Annotated in this window: 19 protein-coding genes; 8 read left to right on the top strand and 11 right to left on the bottom strand. The window is 74.8% G+C overall.

What is annotated here, in order from left to right; translation table 11 throughout:
* Positions 1 to 81: 81 nt before the first annotated feature.
* Complete coding sequence (locus ACFVVA_RS25120) at positions 82 to 906, bottom strand: TIGR03084 family metal-binding protein (protein WP_387692834.1); 825 nt, start codon at positions 904 to 906, stop codon at positions 82 to 84.
* A 161-nt stretch (positions 907 to 1,067) separates the two neighbouring features.
* Between ACFVVA_RS25120 and ACFVVA_RS25115 the strand changes: the two genes are divergently transcribed.
* The gene (locus ACFVVA_RS25115; RefSeq protein WP_387692833.1) at positions 1,068 to 1,844 is read left to right on the top strand and encodes a LuxR C-terminal-related transcriptional regulator; all 777 of its coding nucleotides are present in this window, start codon (positions 1,068 to 1,070) and stop codon (positions 1,842 to 1,844) included.
* On the opposite strand, the gene ACFVVA_RS25110 is transcribed toward ACFVVA_RS25115, so the two are convergent.
* From ACFVVA_RS25110 to ACFVVA_RS25100, 3 genes are read right to left on the bottom strand one after another with little or no spacing between them, the layout of a single operon-like run.
* On the bottom strand, positions 1,837 to 3,372 hold the full coding sequence (locus tag ACFVVA_RS25110) for an AMP-binding protein (RefSeq protein ID WP_359900140.1): 1,536 nt from the start codon (positions 3,370 to 3,372) through the stop codon (positions 1,837 to 1,839). The genes ACFVVA_RS25115 and ACFVVA_RS25110 overlap by 8 nt on opposite strands.
* 51 nt (positions 3,373 to 3,423) lie before the next feature.
* Positions 3,424 to 3,819 (bottom strand): MerR family transcriptional regulator, encoded by a 396-nt coding sequence (locus ACFVVA_RS25105; RefSeq protein ID WP_387692966.1) that lies wholly within the window; start codon positions 3,817 to 3,819, stop codon positions 3,424 to 3,426.
* Between the two features lie 20 nt (positions 3,820 to 3,839).
* Positions 3,840 to 4,604: an SDR family NAD(P)-dependent oxidoreductase gene (locus tag ACFVVA_RS25100; protein ID WP_387692831.1), complete on the bottom strand. Its 765-nt coding sequence runs from the start codon at positions 4,602 to 4,604 to the stop codon at positions 3,840 to 3,842.
* 222 nt (positions 4,605 to 4,826) lie between these two features.
* On the opposite strand from ACFVVA_RS25100, the gene ACFVVA_RS25095 reads away from it, so the two are divergent.
* From ACFVVA_RS25095 to ACFVVA_RS25085, 3 genes are read left to right on the top strand one after another with little or no spacing between them, the layout of a single operon-like run.
* Positions 4,827 to 5,285: a group II truncated hemoglobin gene (locus tag ACFVVA_RS25095; protein ID WP_387692829.1), complete on the top strand. Its 459-nt coding sequence runs from the start codon at positions 4,827 to 4,829 to the stop codon at positions 5,283 to 5,285.
* 17 nt (positions 5,286 to 5,302) lie between these two features.
* Positions 5,303 to 5,827 carry a GNAT family N-acetyltransferase gene (locus ACFVVA_RS25090; protein ID WP_387692965.1) on the top strand — a complete coding sequence of 175 codons (525 nt, stop codon included), beginning with the start codon at positions 5,303 to 5,305 and terminating at the stop codon, positions 5,825 to 5,827.
* Between the two features lie 10 nt (positions 5,828 to 5,837).
* The gene (locus ACFVVA_RS25085) at positions 5,838 to 6,224 is read left to right on the top strand and encodes a VOC family protein (protein ID WP_387692827.1); all 387 of its coding nucleotides are present in this window, start codon (positions 5,838 to 5,840) and stop codon (positions 6,222 to 6,224) included.
* A gap of 15 nt (positions 6,225 to 6,239) precedes the next feature.
* Here the strand turns inward: ACFVVA_RS25085 and ACFVVA_RS25080 are convergent, their stop codons facing one another.
* Positions 6,240 to 6,833, bottom strand: coding sequence for a maleylpyruvate isomerase N-terminal domain-containing protein (locus ACFVVA_RS25080; RefSeq protein WP_387692825.1), 594 nt, complete (start codon positions 6,831 to 6,833; stop codon positions 6,240 to 6,242).
* Between the two features lie 126 nt (positions 6,834 to 6,959).
* The gene (locus ACFVVA_RS25075; RefSeq protein ID WP_387692823.1) at positions 6,960 to 7,742 is read right to left on the bottom strand and encodes a dioxygenase; all 783 of its coding nucleotides are present in this window, start codon (positions 7,740 to 7,742) and stop codon (positions 6,960 to 6,962) included.
* Positions 7,743 to 7,860: 118 nt separating this feature from the next.
* Here ACFVVA_RS25075 and ACFVVA_RS25070 point away from each other — a divergent pair, with 118 nt between their 5' ends.
* A complete protein-coding gene (locus tag ACFVVA_RS25070) occupies positions 7,861 to 8,325 on the top strand; it encodes a MarR family winged helix-turn-helix transcriptional regulator (protein ID WP_387692963.1) in 465 nt (154 codons plus the stop codon).
* Here ACFVVA_RS25070 and ACFVVA_RS25065 read toward each other — a convergent pair.
* Positions 8,322 to 9,650 carry an RNA polymerase sigma factor gene (locus ACFVVA_RS25065; RefSeq protein WP_387692821.1) on the bottom strand — a complete coding sequence of 443 codons (1,329 nt, stop codon included), beginning with the start codon at positions 9,648 to 9,650 and terminating at the stop codon, positions 8,322 to 8,324. The genes ACFVVA_RS25070 and ACFVVA_RS25065 overlap by 4 nt on opposite strands.
* A 51-nt stretch (positions 9,651 to 9,701) precedes the next feature.
* On the bottom strand, positions 9,702 to 10,073 hold the full coding sequence (locus ACFVVA_RS25060; RefSeq protein ID WP_387692819.1) for a YciI family protein: 372 nt from the start codon (positions 10,071 to 10,073) through the stop codon (positions 9,702 to 9,704).
* 342 nt (positions 10,074 to 10,415) lie between these two features.
* Between ACFVVA_RS25060 and ACFVVA_RS25055 the strand changes: the two genes are divergently transcribed.
* Together ACFVVA_RS25055 and ACFVVA_RS25050 are read left to right on the top strand one after the other, a co-directional pair.
* Positions 10,416 to 10,877 (top strand): molybdopterin-dependent oxidoreductase, encoded by a 462-nt coding sequence (locus ACFVVA_RS25055; protein WP_387692817.1) that lies wholly within the window; start codon positions 10,416 to 10,418, stop codon positions 10,875 to 10,877.
* A gap of 119 nt (positions 10,878 to 10,996) precedes the next feature.
* Positions 10,997 to 11,515, top strand: coding sequence for a GNAT family N-acetyltransferase (locus ACFVVA_RS25050; RefSeq protein WP_387692815.1), 519 nt, complete (start codon positions 10,997 to 10,999; stop codon positions 11,513 to 11,515).
* Positions 11,516 to 11,552: 37 nt separating this feature from the next.
* Here ACFVVA_RS25050 and ACFVVA_RS25045 read toward each other — a convergent pair whose 3' ends face one another.
* Positions 11,553 to 12,575 (bottom strand): LacI family DNA-binding transcriptional regulator, encoded by a 1,023-nt coding sequence (locus ACFVVA_RS25045; protein WP_387692813.1) that lies wholly within the window; start codon positions 12,573 to 12,575, stop codon positions 11,553 to 11,555.
* A gap of 168 nt (positions 12,576 to 12,743) precedes the next feature.
* Here ACFVVA_RS25045 and ACFVVA_RS25040 point away from each other — a divergent pair, with 168 nt between their 5' ends.
* Positions 12,744 to 13,763 carry a DUF4436 family protein gene (locus tag ACFVVA_RS25040; protein ID WP_387692811.1) on the top strand — a complete coding sequence of 340 codons (1,020 nt, stop codon included), beginning with the start codon at positions 12,744 to 12,746 and terminating at the stop codon, positions 13,761 to 13,763.
* Here ACFVVA_RS25040 and ACFVVA_RS25035 read toward each other — a convergent pair.
* Together ACFVVA_RS25035 and ACFVVA_RS25030 are read right to left on the bottom strand one after the other, a co-directional pair.
* Positions 13,735 to 14,487, bottom strand: a complete 753-nt coding sequence (locus tag ACFVVA_RS25035; protein ID WP_387692809.1) for a GNAT family N-acetyltransferase — start codon at positions 14,485 to 14,487, stop codon at positions 13,735 to 13,737. The genes ACFVVA_RS25040 and ACFVVA_RS25035 overlap by 29 nt on opposite strands.
* Before the next feature lie 77 nt (positions 14,488 to 14,564).
* Complete coding sequence (locus tag ACFVVA_RS25030) at positions 14,565 to 15,659, bottom strand: exo-alpha-sialidase (RefSeq protein ID WP_359900164.1); 1,095 nt, start codon at positions 15,657 to 15,659, stop codon at positions 14,565 to 14,567.
* Between the last annotated feature and the right edge of the window lie 98 nt (positions 15,660 to 15,757).

Below are 15,757 nucleotides of genomic sequence, written 5' to 3'. Positions count from 1 at the left end.
TCTGAGCGGATCGGCCTCTGAGCGGATCGGCCTCTGAGCGGATCGGCCTCCGAGCGGATCGGCCTCCGAGCGGATCGGTCCCTACGCCTGCGCCTCCGGCTGCCGCCCCTTGCCCGGTGCCCCGGCGAAGGCCTGGGCGATCGGGAGCCAGGCGGTGGCGACCGGCCCGGTGGCGGTGAGGGCGAGGTCGTCCCGGTGGCGGCGCTGGGTCACCAGCAGGCAGAAGTCCAGGGCGGGGCCGGACACCACGTCCTCGGCCCCGGCCGGGCCGATGGACCAGGTCCCGCCGTCCGGCGCGGTCAGGTCGAGCCGGACCGGCCGCTCGGGCGCGGGCAGTCCGTGCAGGGTGAAGGCGAAGCCCAGGGTGCGCAGCCCCAGGTGGGCGATGTGCCGCAGCCGGTCGGTGGGCTCACGGGTGGCGCCGAGTGCGTCCGCGACGTCCTGGCCGTGCGCCCAGGTCTCCATCAGCCGGGCGGTGGCCATCGAGGCGGGTTTCATCGGCGGGCCGAACCAGGGCAGCCGGACGTCGGCCGGGGCGGCGGCGAGTGCGGCCAGCACCTGCGCCCGGCCGGCCCGCCAGCGGGCGAGCAGTGCCGCGGGCTCGGCGGCCGCACCCGTGCGGGCGCCCTCCTCGACCGGGTCGGTGCCGGCCGCCACCAGCTCGGTGAAGCGCCCGCCGAGCGAGGTGCCGAAGCCCTCCGGGTCGCGTGCGGCCAGGGCCGTCCAGTCGTCGGTCCAGGCCAGGTGGGCGATCTGGTGCGCCACCGTCCAGCCCTCGGCGGGCGTCGGGCGGGCCCAGCCCCCGGCGGGCAGCCCGGCGACCAGGTCGTCCAGCACCGCGCTCTCGTCCCGCAGGTCCGCCAGCAGTCCGCCCAGGACGTCGCCCGGGGCGTTCGGGTCGGTCATCGGTTTCCCTCCGGTCGAAGGCGGTTGCCGTCCGGCAGTTGCTACCCGCCGGTAGCGTACGGGCGCACCCTATGCCCGCCCGGCCGCCGGTGTCCGCGACTCCACGAAACACGCATGTCAGGACTCTCGCCACCGGCCCCACCGCGTGTGACAATTCCGCGATGACCAGGGCTGCGGACCCCCACCTTGCGCAACCCGTCGCCGACGCTGCGCGACCCGACGACCCCGAACTGGCCGCGCGCGCCGCCGAGCTGGTGCGGGACGCCGTGCTCGGTGACCTCGCCCGCCGGGTGGTGGCCGAGTGCGGCGCCGACGTCGGCCTGGTCGGCGTGCCCGAGCCGCTGCCCGGCAGCCGCCCCGACAGCGAGGGCATGGTGCTGCGGCACTGGGCCGGCACCCGGGCCGACCTGCTGCACGACGTCCCCGTCCCGGCCGGACTCGGCCTCGGCGGCCGGGCGCTCGCCGAGCGCGCGCCGACCTGGGTGCCCGACTACCGTGCGGCGACGACGATTTCGCACCACTACGACGCGGCCGTGGCCGCCGAGGACCTGTACGCGATGCTCACCGTCCCGCTGATGGACGGCGGCACCGTGCACGGCGTGGTGTACGCCTCGCTGCGCACCGTCGTCCCGTTCGGGGACGTGCGGATCTCCGCGGTCGGCACGCTGGCGAGGGCGGCGGCCCGGGCGCTCGCCGGGGCCGCCGCCTGGAGTCGCGAGCGGCCCCGGAAGTCCGCCCCCGTACCGCCGTTGACCCCGCGCGAGCACGAGGTGCTGCGCTGGGCGGCGACCGGCCGGACCAACCCGGAGATCGCCGCCCGGCTGGGCCTGACCTGCAACACGGTGACGGGCTACCTCAAGTCCGCGATGCACAAGCTCGGCGTCCGAAACCGGACCGAACTCGCCCTCGCGGCAAGGGAGTCGGGGCTCGTCAGTTGACCTGGCGCTCCCGCCCGGTCCAGTACGGCTCGCGCAGCCGGAACTTCTGCAGCTTCCCGGTGGCGGTGCGCGGCAGGGCGTCCCGGAACTCCACCGTGGTGGGCGACTTGTAGCCGGCCAGCCGCTGCTTGCAGTGCGCGATCAACTCGGCCTCGGTGACCGCCTCGTGGCCCTCCCGGAGCACCACCAGCGCCTTCACCGTCTCGCCCCACTTCTCGTGCGGCACGCCGATCACCGCCGTCTCGGCGACCGCCGGGTGGTCGTACAGGCAGTCCTCCACCTCGATCGAGGAGACGTTCTCCCCGCCGCTGATGATGACGTCCTTCTTGCGGTCGGAGATGGTCAGCTGCCCGTCCGTGAGGGTGCCGCCGTCGCCGGTGTGGAACCAGCCGTCCCGCAGTGCCTCGGCCGAGGCCTCCGGCTGCTGCCAGTAGCCGTCCAGCACGGTGTTGGAGCGCACCAGCACCTCCCCGGAGGGATCCACCCGCAGCTGGGTGCCAAGCGCAGGGGCGCCCGCCTGCACCAGCTTCTCGGCCCGTTCGGCGGCCGGCAGCGCGTCCCACTCGGCCCGGGTGCGGTTGACCGTGACGGCGGGGGAGGTCTCGGTCAGGCCGTACAGCTGCATGAACTCCCAGCCCAGCTGCTCCTCGACCTGCTGCACCACCGAGGTCGGCGGCGGGGCGCCGGCCACGATCATCCGCACCCGGTCCCGGCCGGGCACCGGGCCGTCCAGGTCGGCGGCCGCGTCCAGCACCATCTGGACCACGGCCGGCGCGCCGGACAGGAAGGTCACCCCGTGCCGCTCGACCCGGCGCAGGATCTCCGCGCCGTCCACCTTGCGCAGCACGATGTGCCGGGCGCCCAGGCCGGTGAGCGAGAACGGCAGGCCCCAGCCGTTGGCGTGGAACATCGGCAGGGTGTGCAGGTAGACGTCCCGGTCGTTCGCGCCGTAGTGCAGGCCCATCAGCGTCGCGTTCAGCCAGATGTTGCGGTGGGTGAGCTGAACGCCCTTGGGGCGGGCGGTGGTTCCGCTGGTGTAGTTGATGGTGGCGGTGTCGTTCTCGTCCACCGCGTACCGCCGCGGGGTGCCGTCGAAGTCGTACAGCACGGCGTCGCTGTCCGCGCCCAGCACGAACTTGTGCTTGGCGACCACCCCGTGCAGGGAATCGGCGACCTCGGGGTCGACCAGCAGCACCGAGGCGCCGCTCTGCTCGACGATGTACGACACCTCCTCGGCCTTCAGCCGGAAGTTCACCGGCACCAGCACCCGGCCGTGCCCGCTCACCCCGAAGAAGGAGGTCAGCAGCCGGGCCGAGTTGTGCGAGACGACCGCGACCCGCTCGCCCGGCCCGACGCCGAGCCGGTCCAGCCCGGCGGCCTGGGCCCGGGCCAGCTCGGCGACCCTGCGGTAGCTCAGCTCGCCCCAGGATTCGGCCGGCTGCACCGGCTCGTCGACGATGCCGACCCGGTCGCCGTAGACCAGCTCGGCCCGGTCGAGGAAGTCCATCACGGAGAGTGGAATCTGCATGCGCCCACTGTCCTCCCCCGTCCGCGCCCTGCACACCCCCGAACGGGGGTGTCACCCGCCCGTGGGCGCCGGGCCGGTGTCCACGGGCGCCGGATCCGCCTCCCCGGCGGCCGTCAGCGCCGCCACCAGCCGGTCCCGGGCCTCCGTCTGGGCGGCGATCCGGCGCTCCAGCACTGCCAGCCGCTCCCGGGCGATCCCCAGCACCCGCGCGGACGGCCGGCCCGCCAGCACGTCCCCGTCCAGGCACCCCAGCAGCGGCCGGAGGTCCTCCAGGGTGAACCCGGCGGCCACCAGCGCGCGGATGTTGCGCACCCGGACGACCGCCGACCCGCCGTACTCGCGGTAGCCGTTCGGCGCCCGCCCGGACTCGATCAGCCCGGCCTGCTCGTAGTGCCGCAGAGCGCGCGCGGTACTGCCCGTCCGGGCCGCCAGCTCGCCGATCCGCACCGCCACCCGTCCCCTCCCGGTCAGCCCACCAGCGCGCCGCCGTCCACCGAGAACACTACGCCGGTCACGAACGAGGCCTGCGGCGAGGCCAGTTGGGTGATCGCCCAGGCCACCTCCGCCGGGCTGCCGATCCGGCCCAGCGGGGTGTGCTCGATCTGCCACCGCCGGATCGCCGCCCGCTGCTCGGGGCCGTACCCGGAGTGCTCGCCGATCGGCGTGTCGATCGCCCCGGGCGCCACCGCCACCACCCGGACCCCGCGCGGCGCCAGCTCCACCGCCCAGCTGCGGGTGACCGTCTCCAGTGCCGCCTTGCTCGCCGCGTACACCGAGTTGCCCGGCCAGCCCCGCTGCCCGACGGCCGTGCTGACGTTGACCACCACGCCCCGGCTCCGCTCCAGCTCGGGCAGCGCGGCCTGCCCGAGCAGCACCGGGGCGACCAGGTTGGTGGCCAGCAGCGCCTCGACGCCCGCCCGGTCGAAACCGCCGAGGTCCTGCCGGCTCCGCACGATCGCGGCATTGTTGACCAGCACGTCCAGCCGCCCGAACCGTTCCACGGCCGCCCGGACGATCTCCTCCGGCGCGTCCGGCCCGGTCACGTCCGCGGTCAGCGGCTCGATCAGCGCCGGGTGCGCGGCCGCCGTCCCGGCCAGCGGTTCGAGCCGCCGTCCCACCGCCAGCACCCGCGCCCCCTCGGCCGCGAAGGCCCGCGCCGTCTCCCGCCCGATCCCCGTCCCGGCCCCGGTGACCACCACGACCCTGCCCCGCGTCCCGCTCTCGTCGTTCATGGCCCCACCCTGCGACCCTGCCGCCAACGTCAGGGTCAAGCGGGAGCCCCGTCCGCCGCTCGCCGAACCCGCCGCTCGCCGAATCCGGCGCCCGCCGAACCCGCCGCCCGCCGAATCCGCCGCCCGCCGAACCCGGCGCGAACGGCGGGCCCGGGACCGCCGTTCGCGCCCCGGCCTGCTAGGAAGGTCGCAACGCACGGTCCAACCACGGGGAGCACACCCATGAACGACCAACGGTCCGGCCCGCTCTACGAGGCCGTCGGCGGCATCGACGCCCTGCGCCGGCTCAGCCGCACCTTCTACCGGGGCGCCCTCGCCGACCCCCTGCTCGCCCCGGTCTTCGCCGACTTCACCCCCACCCACATCGAGCGCGTCGCGGTCTGGCTGGCCGAGGTCTTCGGCGGTCCGGCGGGCTACACCGGTGAACTGGGCGGTCACCAGGCGCTGCTCCGCGCCCACCTGGGCCTGGCCATCACCGAGGAGCAGCGGCTGCGCTGGATGGAGCTGATGGCCGAGGCCGTCCGCGCGGAGCTTCCGGAGGACGAGCTGCTGCGCCGCCGGGTGCTGGAGTACTTCGACTGGGGCACCAGGATCGCCGAGGACGTCTCCGCCTCCCCGGTCGGCACCGACCTCGGCGATCCCGGCTCGACCCCGCGCTGGGGCTGGGAGGGCCTCAAGTGACCGTCGCCGCACTGCCGATGGCCGACGGCCTGGTGCTGCGCCCCTTCGAGGCCGCCGACGCGCCGGCCCTGATCGAGGCCTACCGGGACGAGACCCTGCGCCGCTTCCTCCGCACCCTGGTGGACGACGCCGACCAGGCCGCGCACTGGCTGCGCGCCCAGGAGGAGGGCCGGGCGGCCGGCACCCGGTACAGCTTCGCCGTCCTGGACGGCGGCGGGCTGGTCGGCAACGTCGCGCTCAAGTACCCCACCCCCGGCGGGGGGACGGCCGAGGTGGGGTACTGGACGACCGCCCCGGCCCGCGGCCGGGGGGTGGCCCCGCGCGCGGTGGAGGCCCTCACCACCTGGGCCTTCGCCACCTTCGCCGAGGACGGCCTGCGCCGGATCGACCTGCTCCATGCGGGCGACAACCACGCCTCCTGCCGGGTCGCGGAGAAGAGCGGCTACGCCTTCACGGAGATCGTCCCGGCCTTCCCGCCGTACCCGCTGGACGGGCACCGGCATTCCCGGAAAAGGCTGGACGAAGCCGAACGGTGCAGGTGAGAGTGGACACATGGCTTCTCTGGTACGACATGTGACGATCGACTGCGCCGACCCGCACGCCCTGGCCTCCTTCTGGGCCCGGGCGCTGGAGGGCACCCTGGGCGAGGACGACAACCCCGGTGACGACGAGGCACTGGTGGACTCCGCCGGCGCCTCGCTGCTCTTCATCCGGGTGCCCGAGGGCAAGTCGGTGAAGAACCGGACCCACCTCGACCTCCAGCCGCAGGACCGCGGCCGGGACGAGGAGGTGGAGCGCCTGGTCGCCCTGGGCGCCACCGTGCTGGCCGACCACCGCACCCCGGACGGCAAGGGCTGGGTCACCCTGGCCGACCCCGAGGGCAATGAGTTCTGCGTCGAGCGCAGCCAGGCCGAGCGGGTCGCGACCGGGGCCGCCTGACCGGTCGGGCCGGCCTCAGTCCGGCCAGTCGCCCACGGCCGCCCGCCAGACCCACGAGGACGTGCGCGGGCGGCCGTTCAGTTCCCCGCGCCCGGTGCACCAGAGCAGGACCTCCGCCGGGTGGACGGCCGGCTCCTGCGGCGCGTGCGGGAAGAGCCGGTCGAGCACGAGGCGGCACAGCTCGGCGGGCGGCCGCCAGGGCAGGCCGAGGCCGCTGGTGATGTCGTGGGTGTGCAGCAGGGTCTCGGCGACGCCCATGGCGGCGAAGCCGGGCGGATCGCAGGGCCCGTGGTGGTAGGCGCGCAGCTCGGGCGGGGCGGCGTCCAGGGCGGTGGCGAGGAGCTGTCCGGCGGCGGTGACCACGGTGAGCACCTGGGCCGGGTCGGCCTCGGGCCGGACGGTGAGGTCCAGCGGCAGGTAACGGTCCCGGGGGCGGGCGGCGAGCTGGCCGGCGTAGGCGAGCAGGTCGTGGGCGATGTGGGCGGCGGTGTCGCGGCAGCTCCACTCCAGGAGCCCGGCGGGCAGGTCCCAGTCGCGGTCCGCGGTGTGCGGGGCGAGGACCGCCAGTGAGGCTTCCAGGGCGGTTCGTACCGCGTCGCCGTTGCGCATGATCACTCCTTCGACGGAGCGTCACACGATAGCCCGGGCGCCGGGGGTCGGGCAGCCCGGGTGCACCGGCGGGCGCCCCGCCCGCCGTTCCTGGTGCGGAACCCCGGGAGGTTCCGCACCAGGGGTTCAGCCCAGCTGGATCGAGCGCTTGGCCAGGCCCATCCAGAACCCGTCGATGACGCTGCGCTGGCTGTCCAGGTCGCTCTCGCCGGCGCCGAGGGTGACGAACAGCGGGGCGAAGTGCTCGGTGCGGGGGTGGGCGAGGCGTCCGGCCGGGGCCTTGTGCTCGAAGTCGAGCAGCGCGTCCAGGTCGTGGGCCTCCAGGGCGCGCCGGCCCCAGTCGTCGAACTCGGCCATCACCGAGGTGATCCGGCCGTCGTTGCTGAGCGCCCGGAGGTTGTGGGTGAAGAAGCCGCTGCCGACGATCAGCACGCCCTCGTCGCGGAGCGGGGCGAGCTTGCGGCCGATCTCCATCAGCCGCTGCGGGTCGAGGGTGGGCAGCGACACCTGGAGCACCGGGACGTCGGCGTCCGGGTACATCTCCACCAGCGGGACGTACGCGCCGTGGTCGAGTCCGCGCTCGGGGATGTCCTGGACGGGCGTGCCGGGGGCGCGCAGCAGCTTGCGCACGCGTTCGGCGAGTTCCGGTGCGCCGGGGGCGGCGTACTGGACCCGGTAGTAGTGCTCGGGGAAGCCCCAGAAGTCGTACACCAGCGGGACGGTGGTGACGGCGCCGAGGGCGAGCGGGGCCTCCTCCCAGTGGGCGGAGACCATGAGGACCGCCTTGGGCCGGGGCAGGTCGGCGGACCAGGCGGCCAGTTCGCCCGGCCAGACCGGGTCGTCGGCCAGCGGCGGCGCGCCGTGCGACAGGTACAGGGCGGGCATGCGCTCGGGGGCCGCGGTGCTCATGGCGTCCTCCTCGGGACCGTTCGGCTGGTGATAGTTCAAATTTGAACCGTCTACGGGATCGACGGTACACCTTCGTTCGAATTTGAACAACAGGAGTAGGCTTCACCCCATGTCCTCACTGAACGAACCCCGCTGGCTGGACCCGGACGAGGCGGCCGCCTGGCGGGGCTTCGTCGTCGCGAGCAACCTGCTGAACCGGCGGCTGGAACGCCAGCTCAAGGAGGACTCCGGGCTCTCCCACCAGCAGTACGAGATCCTGGTGCACCTGTCCGCGGCCCCCGGCGGCTCGCTGCGGATGACCGAACTCGCCGACAAGCTGGTCACCTCCAAGAGCGGCCTGACCTACCAGGTCACCCAGCTGGAGCGGGCCGGCCTGGTCGCCCGCCGCTCCTGTCCCAGCGACGTGCGCGGCGTCATCGCCGAACTCACCGACCAGGGGCGGGAGGCGCTGCGCCAGGCCGCGCCCGGGCACGTCGCCCTGGTTCGCGAGCTGCTGATCGACGTGCTCACCCGCGAGCAGCTCGCCGTGCTCGCCGAGGGCCTCGGCGCGGTCAGCGCCCGGCTGCGCCTGGAGGACGCCTAGCCTGCCGGAGGCCCCGGCGGCCGACTCCGCCCCGGCTCCGGCGACCTGCCTCGACTCCTGCCCCGGCGTCCTGCCCCGGCCGGGTCGAGCGCCGTCGCCCGCTCCAGCAGCAGCTGCCGCTCCCGCTCGTTGCGGGTCAGCCCCGCCGCCCGCTCGAACTCCGCCCGGGCCTGCGCCACCCGCCCCAGCCGGGCCAGCAGATCGCCCCGCACGCTCGGCAGCAGGTGGTAGCCGCGCAGCGCCGGCTCCGCCGCCAGCTCGTCCACCAGCTCCAGTGCCGCGGCCGGGCCCCGGGCCATCGAGACCGCCACCGCCCGGTTCAGCGCCACCACCGGGGACGGCGACAGCGCCAGCAGCCGCTCGTACAGCGCGGCGATGGTCGCCCAGTCGGTGTCCTCGTACCGCCGCGCCTTGGCGTGGCAGGCGGCGATCGCGGCCTGCACCGAGTACGGCCCGGTTCCCGCCCGCTGCAGGGCGTCGAAGCCGCGCCGGATCAGCAGTCCGTCCCAGCGGGCCCGGCTCTGCTCGGCCAGCAGCAGCGGCCGACCGTCCGGGCCCGTCCGGGTGGCCGTGCGCGAGGCCTGGAACTCCAGCAGTGCGGCCAGCCCGTGCGCCTCCGGTTCCGCCGGGATCAGCGCGGCCAGCACCCGGGCCAGCCGCAGCGCGTCCTCGCACAGCCGGGGGCGGAGCAGGTCGTCCCCGGCGGTCGCCGAGTAGCCCTCGTTGAAGATCAGGTAGATGACCTCCAGCACCGAGGAGAGCCGCTGCGCCCGGTCCTCCCCGTACGGCACCTCGAACGGCACCCCCGCCTTCGCCAGCGTCCGCTTGGCCCGGACGATCCGCTGCGCCACCGTCGACTCGGGCACCAGGAAGGCGCGGGCGATCTCCGGCGTGGCCAGCCCGCCGAGCAGCCGGAGGGTGAGGGCGATCCGGGACTCCGCCGACAGCACCGGGTGGCAGGCGGTGAAGACCAGTCGCAGCAGGTCGTCGTCGATGTCCTCCGGCTCGGCCGGCTCCGGGGGCGGCACGTCCTGCGCCGACCGCCCCACCTCGGCGAGCTTGCGGGCGTAGACCTCCCGGCGGCGGACCAGGTCGATCGCCCGGTGCCGGGCGGTCGTCGTCAGCCAGGCGCCCGGATTGTCCGGGACACCCTCCCGCGGCCACTGCTCCAGCGCGGCCACCAGTGCGTCCTGCGCCAGCTCCTCCGCGATGCCCACGTCCCGTACGATCCGGGCGACCCCGGCGATGATCCGGGCGGACTCGATCCGGAACGCCGTCTCGACGGCCGCCGCCGCGGTTCCTCGGGTAACAGCCCTCTCCGTCACGGCCACCCATCAGAGCAGCCGCCGGAGAGGGGGGCAAGCACGGCCACGACGTTACTTCCGCGGCTCGGGCATCTCATCGATCTGCCGGACCTCCGCCTCGACCTGCCAGTGCACCGGGTGGGCCTGCAGGAAGCGGCGGGTCCACTCCAGGGCCTCGGCGTGGTCCTTGCACTGGAGGACGGCGTAGCCGCCGACGACCTCCTTGGTCTCGGTGAACGGCCCGTCGGTGAAGCCGACCTTCCCGCCGGCCCAGGTCAGCCGGGTGCCCCGGGAGCTCGGGGTGAGGCCGGCCGTCTCCAGCATCACGCCGGCCTTGGTGATCTCCTCGAACAGGGCCCCCATCCGCTGCTCGAAGTCCGGGTCCGGCTCCCATCCCTCACGGGCCTGCTCGTCGATGCGGATCAGCGTCATGAAGCGCGGCATGGTGACTCCTCGGTCGTGCGGGCGGGGTCTCTCCCCGCCTCTCACCCCTGCGTCGAACCGGACGGTGCCTGATCGACATCCGCCGCGGAGAATCTTTCCGGCTCCTCCCGCTCCGCGACGGCTGCGCCCCGTCCGCCGTCCGCCCCGGGCGGTGTCCGCCCCGTCCGCCGGGCGCTGCGCTTCGACGGCGACTGAGCGCAGATTCCGGTGGCACAGGGGGTTCGCCATCGCAATTGCGGATGAATGGCGGCATTCACCCTGGCAGTTGCGAATGCCCGAGCGGCCCCTCGGGTAGTCCTCCTCGCGGGTCACGGCGCCGTGGCCCGCGAGGAGGGAGCACCCATGACCCCGGCGAGACCCACCGTCCGACTCCACGGCCACCTCGACCGCCCCGCCGAGCTGACGGTGGCGCAACTGCGCGCCCTCCCCGCCCACCGGGTCGAGGTCGGTTTCGACTGCCGGAGCGCGGGCGAGCAGCGCCACGGCTACGAGGGCCCGACACTGCTGGACGTGCTGCGCGCCGCCCGCCCGCGGATCGACTTCTCCGGCCGCAAGCAGCGGCTGCGCTTCCTGCTCTCGGTGGCCGGCGCTGACGGCCACCGGGCGGTGGTCTCCTGGGCCGAGATCGACCCGGACTTCGGCGACCAGCAGATCCTGCTCGCCACCAGCATGGACGGCGCCCCGCTGGACGCGGCCGGCCCGCAGCTCGTCGTCCCCGGCGACCGCTGCGGCGCCCGCTACGTCAGCTCCGTCACCGCCGTCTGGCTCGGCCCACTCGGTGACCCGGCGCCCCCCGCGGCCTGACGCCCGGCCGCCCACCCCGCGGGCCCTGCCGCCCCGGCCCGGCGGCCGCGCGCCGGAAGGGCCGGACGGCGGTCCGAAAACACTCGCCGGAGCCGGGTTTCCGTGCCAACATGCCCCATATGGGGACGATTCTTCACGGCACCTTGGTCACGCTCCGCCCGGCCACCGGCGAGGACATCCCGGCGTTGGCGGCCATCCGCGGCACGCCCGAGGTGTTCTCCCGCTGGCGGGGCGGCGACGACCTGGCCGGCGAGGTCGCCAACGACCTGGAATCGCCCGGCACCGAGACCTTCGCGATCGACCTCGGCGGCAAGGTGGTCGGTGCCATCCAGTGGTACGCCAACAACGACGACGAGTACCGGCACGCCGGGATGGACCTCTACCTCGATCCGACGGTGCACGGCCTGGGCCTGGGCACCGACGCCGTGCGCACGATGGCCAGGCACCTGGTGCACGACCACCACTACCACCGGCTGGTGATCGACCCGGCGGAGGACAACCTCGCCGCGATCCGCTGCTACACCAAGGTCGGCTTCCGCACCGTCGGCACCATGCGCCAGTACGAGCGCGGCCCGGACGGCACCTGGCACGACAACCTGCTGATGGACCTGCTCGCGGACGAACTGCTCGAAGGCTGAGCGGCCCCGGATCCTCTCGCCCCCGGCGCCCCGGGGGTCAGGCCGTGGCCGCCGGGCAGCCGCAGGAGCGCCGGACCACCAGCTGGGCCGGGAAGGTGCGGGCGCCCCGGGCACGGCGCTCCGGCCCGCCGAGGACGAGTTCCAGCGCGGCGCGGGCCATCTCGTCCTGCGCCGTGGTGACGGTGGTCAGGGCGGGTCCGGCGATCACCGCCTCGGCGATGTCGTCGAAGCCGGCCACCGCGAGGTCCTCCGGCACCCGGATGCCGAGGTCGTCGGCGGCCCGCAGCAGGCCGATCGCCTGGTCGTCCGTCGTGCAGAACACGGCGGACGGCCGGTCGGGCCGGGCGAGCAGGGCGAGCGCCTCGGCGTGCGCCCGGACCCGGTCGAACGGGGCCGGGACGAGCCGCCCCTCGACGGGCAGCCCGGCCTCCTCCAGCGCGGCGGCCCAGCCGGCCGTCCGCCCGGTGACCGGGTCGTGCGGGCTGAGCGCGAGGGTGCCGCCGAAGCAGTGCACCTCGGCGTGGCCGTGCCCGAGCAGGTGGCGGACCACCTCGCGGGCGCCGCCCTCGTCGTCCGCGACCACGGCGACGCCGCCGGTGCTCTCCGCCCGGTGGTGCAGCAGCACCACCGGGGTGCCGTCGGCCACGTCGAAGCCGGTCAGCCCGGGGGTGGCCGGGTCCTGGGTGACCAGGATCAGACCGTCCACCTGCATCCCGAGGAAGGCGCGGATGTAGTGGGCCTCGCGTTCGTCGGCGTAGTCGGAGTTGCCGATCAGCAGCAGCCGGCCGTGCTCGGCGGCGGCCTGCTCGACGGCGTGCGCGAGCCCGGCGAAGAAGGGCTGGCGGGCGTCCGGCACGACCATCCCGAGCAGGTCGGTCCGCCGCCGGGCCATCGCCTGGGCGACCCGGTTCGGCCGGTAGCCGAGCTCCTCGACCGCCGCGAGCACCCGCGCCCGGGTAGCCGCCGCCACCGGCCGCGGCCCGTCGTTGATCACATAACTCACGACCGCCGTGGACGTCCCCGCCACCCGCGCCACATCGTCCCGTGTCACCCTCGCCATGACCGTTGAGCCTACACAGCCCCTGCGACCAGCCTGTTTGCCGAGTCTTCGGGCGGCGTCCGGCCGCCCCGATCGGCCCCGTGCGGTTGCGCCCCGGCCGCGGCCGCCCGGAGGGTGGCGGGACAGGCGGCACCCGGAGCCGCCACCGCCGACCGTGGGAGCAGGCCGATGAGCGCGCCGCCGCACCGGCGGGCCGTCCGGAGCACGCGCCCGGCGGCCCGGCCGCGGGTCCGCATCCACGCCCGGGTGCGGGCCACCCGGGCCGCGGCGCCGGTGCCCAGGGTCGCGCCCTGGCGCCCGTACGCGGTACTGGCGGCGATCCTGCTGTTCTGCGCGGCCGGGCTGCTGCTCTACCTCAACGAGCGCTCCAGCCGCGGCCACGCCCAGGTGGTGGGCGCCGCGCCCGGGCCGGACTTCCTGGAGGTCGACGTGACGCTGCAGCGGGTGGACGCGGCCGCGCAGACGCTCACGGCGAAGGTCCTGGTCCAGCCGCACGGCGCCCTGGGGCAGGCGGACAGCCTGCTGGTCCCGGCGGGGGACGTGGTGCTGGAGACCACCTCGCTCGAACAGACCACGCTCAGGTACCCGGCCGGCCAGCAGGCCGGCTCCAGCGCGGTGTCCTTCAACCTCTTCGACGGGCGGCTCTCGGACTACCCGTTCGACCGCTACAACGCGATCGTCGGCTTCCAGGCCACCGTCGGCGGGCGTCCGGTCCCGGTGGTGATCGGCCTGACGGAGGCCGACCCCTTCTTCGTCTTCCGGCGGAGCGAGGACGTGAGCGAGGGCTCCGGCGTCGCGGTGACCGAGCGGATCAGCCGTTCGCGCAGCACCTTCATCCTGGCCTGGTTCATGATGGCCGCGATGTGGGCGCTGGCGCTGTCCGTGCTGGTGGCGGCCTGGCTGATCGTCCGGCAGCGGCGCGGCATCGTCTGGCCCGCCCTCGGCTGGATGGCGGCCACGCTGTTCGCCCTGGTCGGGATGCGCAACGCCGCGCCCGGCAACCCGCCGATCGGTTCGCTGCTGGACTACGCGGCGTTCTTCTGGGCGGAGCTGCTGGTAGCGGTCGGCCTGACCATGGTCGTGGTGCGCGGCGCCCGCGTCGAGGGCGGGCACAAGGACAAGGGCCAGTACCGCAACGGTGCTGACCGTGCAGTACTGGCTAGGCCGCGTCGGGCACGACCACCGTGAGCGAGGTCTCCTGGAGCAGGAAGCCCAGCGACTCGTAGAGCCGGCGGGCCGGGTTGCCCTCGGACACCACGAGGGTCACATCGGCGAGCCCGCGCGCGGCGGCGTCCCCGACGGCGCGGCGCAGCAGGTCGGCGCCGAGGCCGCGGTAGCCGCGCTCCGGGTGGCGGAAGACGTCGGCGATCCACGGCCGGCCGTCGCGGTCGGTGAGGATCAGCCCGGCGACCACGCCGTCCTCGGCGTCCACCGCCAGCAGGCTGGACGGCAGCACCGGGCCGATGGCCTTCCCTTCGAGCAGCAGGCCGAGCCGTTCGGCCAGCACCTGGGCCTTCTCGCCCGGGTAGAAGTCGACGTGGCCGGGGTGGAACGCGCCCCGCCAGGCCTCGTACAGCTCCTCGGGCGCGCGGTCGCAGGGCACCGTCCGCAGGCCCTCGCGCAGCGGCGTCCCGGCCCAGTCGGCGGGCGGGGGATCGGCGCGCAGGTCGCGGCGGAAGGTGTGGGCGTGCCGCAGCACCCGCGCGCCGTGCGTCACCAGCTCCTGCCCGAGCGCGGGAGGGCCGGAGACCACCCAGCCGGGCAGCTCGGCCCGGATGAACCCGGCGGCGTCCACCGATCCGTCCAGGACCTCCAGCAGGTCGGCCCAGGGCCGCCCCTCCCGCTCGTCCAGCAGGTAGCGCAGCACCGGCTCGCCGTCGGCACCCCGCCTGACCACCCAGTCCTCGGCCATGGCCCACCCCACAATCGTGCGATCGTTCGTCGGCGGCCCATGCTCACCGAGGTCCTGCCGCACGGCAACCGGTTATTTCAGGCCACCACCGCGGCCCGGACGCAGAGCACGTCCGGCAGGTGGGAGAGCAGCAGCGACCAGCTCTCGCCCTCGTCGCGGCTGCCGTACACGTCGCCGGTCCGGTTGCCGAAGTAGATGCCCGCCGGGTCGGCGTCGTCGGTGCGCAGGGCGTCGCGCAGCACGATGCCGTAGTGGTCCTCGCCGGGCAGGCCCTGGGCGAGCTGCTGCCAGCTGGTGCCGCCGTCGGTGGTGCGGAAGACCCGGCAGCGGCGGCCGGGCGGGATGCGGTCGTCCGAGCCGCCGAGCGGGAAGAGATAGGCGGTGCCGGCCCGGCGCGGGTGGGCGGCCACGGCGAAGCCGAACTCGGCGGGCAGCCCGTCCACGATCGAGTGCCAGCCGGCGCCCCAGTCGTCGCTGCGGTAGACGCCGCCGTGGTTCTGGAGGTAGAGCCGGTCCGGGTGGACGGGGTCCTGGGCGATCTTGTGCACGCACTGGCCGAACTCGGGGTACTGGCCCTCCTCCGGGAGGAACTCGGCGCGCAGGCCGGTGTTGGAGGGCTGCCAGCTGTCGCCGCCGTCCTTGCTGCGGTAGACGCCGCCGCTGGAGACGGCGACCAGCAGCCGCTGCGGGTCGCGCGGGTCGGTCAGGATGGTGTGCAGGCCCTGGCCGCCGTACCCGGCGCCCCACTGCGACCGCTGCGGGTGGTTCCAGAGCGGCTCGACCAGCGCGAAGCTCTCGCCGCCGTCGGTGGAGCGGAACAGCGCGGCCGGTTCGGTGCCCGCGTAGACGACGCCGGGGGCCTCCGCCCCGGCGGGCTGGAGCTGCCAGACCCGGGTGAGCGAGGCGCCGGTGGACTCGGGGAAGCGGATGGCCGGCCGCGGCGGCTCGTACCAGCCGGCGCCGAGGTCGTCGGAGCGCCAGACGGAGGGCCCCCAGTGGCTGCTGTCGGCGCCGACCAGCACTCTGGTCCGGCCGTCGCGGCGGTCGATGGAGACCGAGTAGATCGCGTTCATCGGGAAGTGCGGCCCGCTGAACTCCCACGTCAGCCGGTCGCGGCTGCGGCCGAGAAAGAGGCCCTTCTCGGTTCCGACGGCCAACAGCACCTCGGTCATGCCTCACACCACCTGGTCATGTGCACGGCCCCCCGGGACGGCCCCCGACTGCCAGTGTCCCGCCGACCACCGGTGGCCACATCTCGCCGCGCCGGTCA

Source organism: Kitasatospora sp. NPDC058048 (genome assembly GCF_042885555.1).
Taxonomy (GTDB): domain Bacteria; phylum Actinomycetota; class Actinomycetes; order Streptomycetales; family Streptomycetaceae; genus Kitasatospora; species Kitasatospora lactacystinica.
Note: the sequence above shows the minus strand (reverse complement) of the source record. Positions and strands in the feature narration are given on the sequence as shown.

Excerpts from the sequence above, each read along its gene's own strand:
- ACFVVA_RS25095 (WP_387692829.1), top strand. The coding sequence starts at position 4,827 with ATGAACGACCAACGGTCCGGCCCGCTCTACGAGGCCGTCGGCGGCATC.
- ACFVVA_RS25080 (WP_387692825.1), bottom strand. The coding sequence starts at position 6,833 with ATGCGCAACGGCGACGCGGTACGAACCGCCCTGGAAGCCTCACTGGCG.
- ACFVVA_RS25115 (WP_387692833.1), top strand. The coding sequence starts at position 1,068 with ATGACCAGGGCTGCGGACCCCCACCTTGCGCAACCCGTCGCCGACGCT.
- ACFVVA_RS25110 (WP_359900140.1), bottom strand. The coding sequence starts at position 3,372 with ATGCAGATTCCACTCTCCGTGATGGACTTCCTCGACCGGGCCGAGCTG.
- ACFVVA_RS25060 (WP_387692819.1), bottom strand. The coding sequence starts at position 10,073 with ATGCCGCGCTTCATGACGCTGATCCGCATCGACGAGCAGGCCCGTGAG.
- ACFVVA_RS25085 (WP_387692827.1), top strand. The coding sequence starts at position 5,838 with ATGGCTTCTCTGGTACGACATGTGACGATCGACTGCGCCGACCCGCAC.
- ACFVVA_RS25090 (WP_387692965.1), top strand. The coding sequence starts at position 5,303 with ATGGCCGACGGCCTGGTGCTGCGCCCCTTCGAGGCCGCCGACGCGCCG.
- ACFVVA_RS25120 (WP_387692834.1), bottom strand. The coding sequence starts at position 906 with ATGACCGACCCGAACGCCCCGGGCGACGTCCTGGGCGGACTGCTGGCG.
- ACFVVA_RS25035 (WP_387692809.1), bottom strand. The coding sequence starts at position 14,487 with ATGGCCGAGGACTGGGTGGTCAGGCGGGGTGCCGACGGCGAGCCGGTG.
- ACFVVA_RS25050 (WP_387692815.1), top strand. The coding sequence starts at position 10,997 with ATGGGGACGATTCTTCACGGCACCTTGGTCACGCTCCGCCCGGCCACC.
- ACFVVA_RS25040 (WP_387692811.1), top strand. The coding sequence starts at position 12,744 with ATGAGCGCGCCGCCGCACCGGCGGGCCGTCCGGAGCACGCGCCCGGCG.
- ACFVVA_RS25100 (WP_387692831.1), bottom strand. The coding sequence starts at position 4,604 with ATGAACGACGAGAGCGGGACGCGGGGCAGGGTCGTGGTGGTCACCGGG.
- ACFVVA_RS25075 (WP_387692823.1), bottom strand. The coding sequence starts at position 7,742 with ATGAGCACCGCGGCCCCCGAGCGCATGCCCGCCCTGTACCTGTCGCAC.
- ACFVVA_RS25055 (WP_387692817.1), top strand. The coding sequence starts at position 10,416 with ATGACCCCGGCGAGACCCACCGTCCGACTCCACGGCCACCTCGACCGC.
- ACFVVA_RS25030 (WP_359900164.1), bottom strand. The coding sequence starts at position 15,659 with ATGACCGAGGTGCTGTTGGCCGTCGGAACCGAGAAGGGCCTCTTTCTC.
- ACFVVA_RS25045 (WP_387692813.1), bottom strand. The coding sequence starts at position 12,575 with ATGGCGAGGGTGACACGGGACGATGTGGCGCGGGTGGCGGGGACGTCC.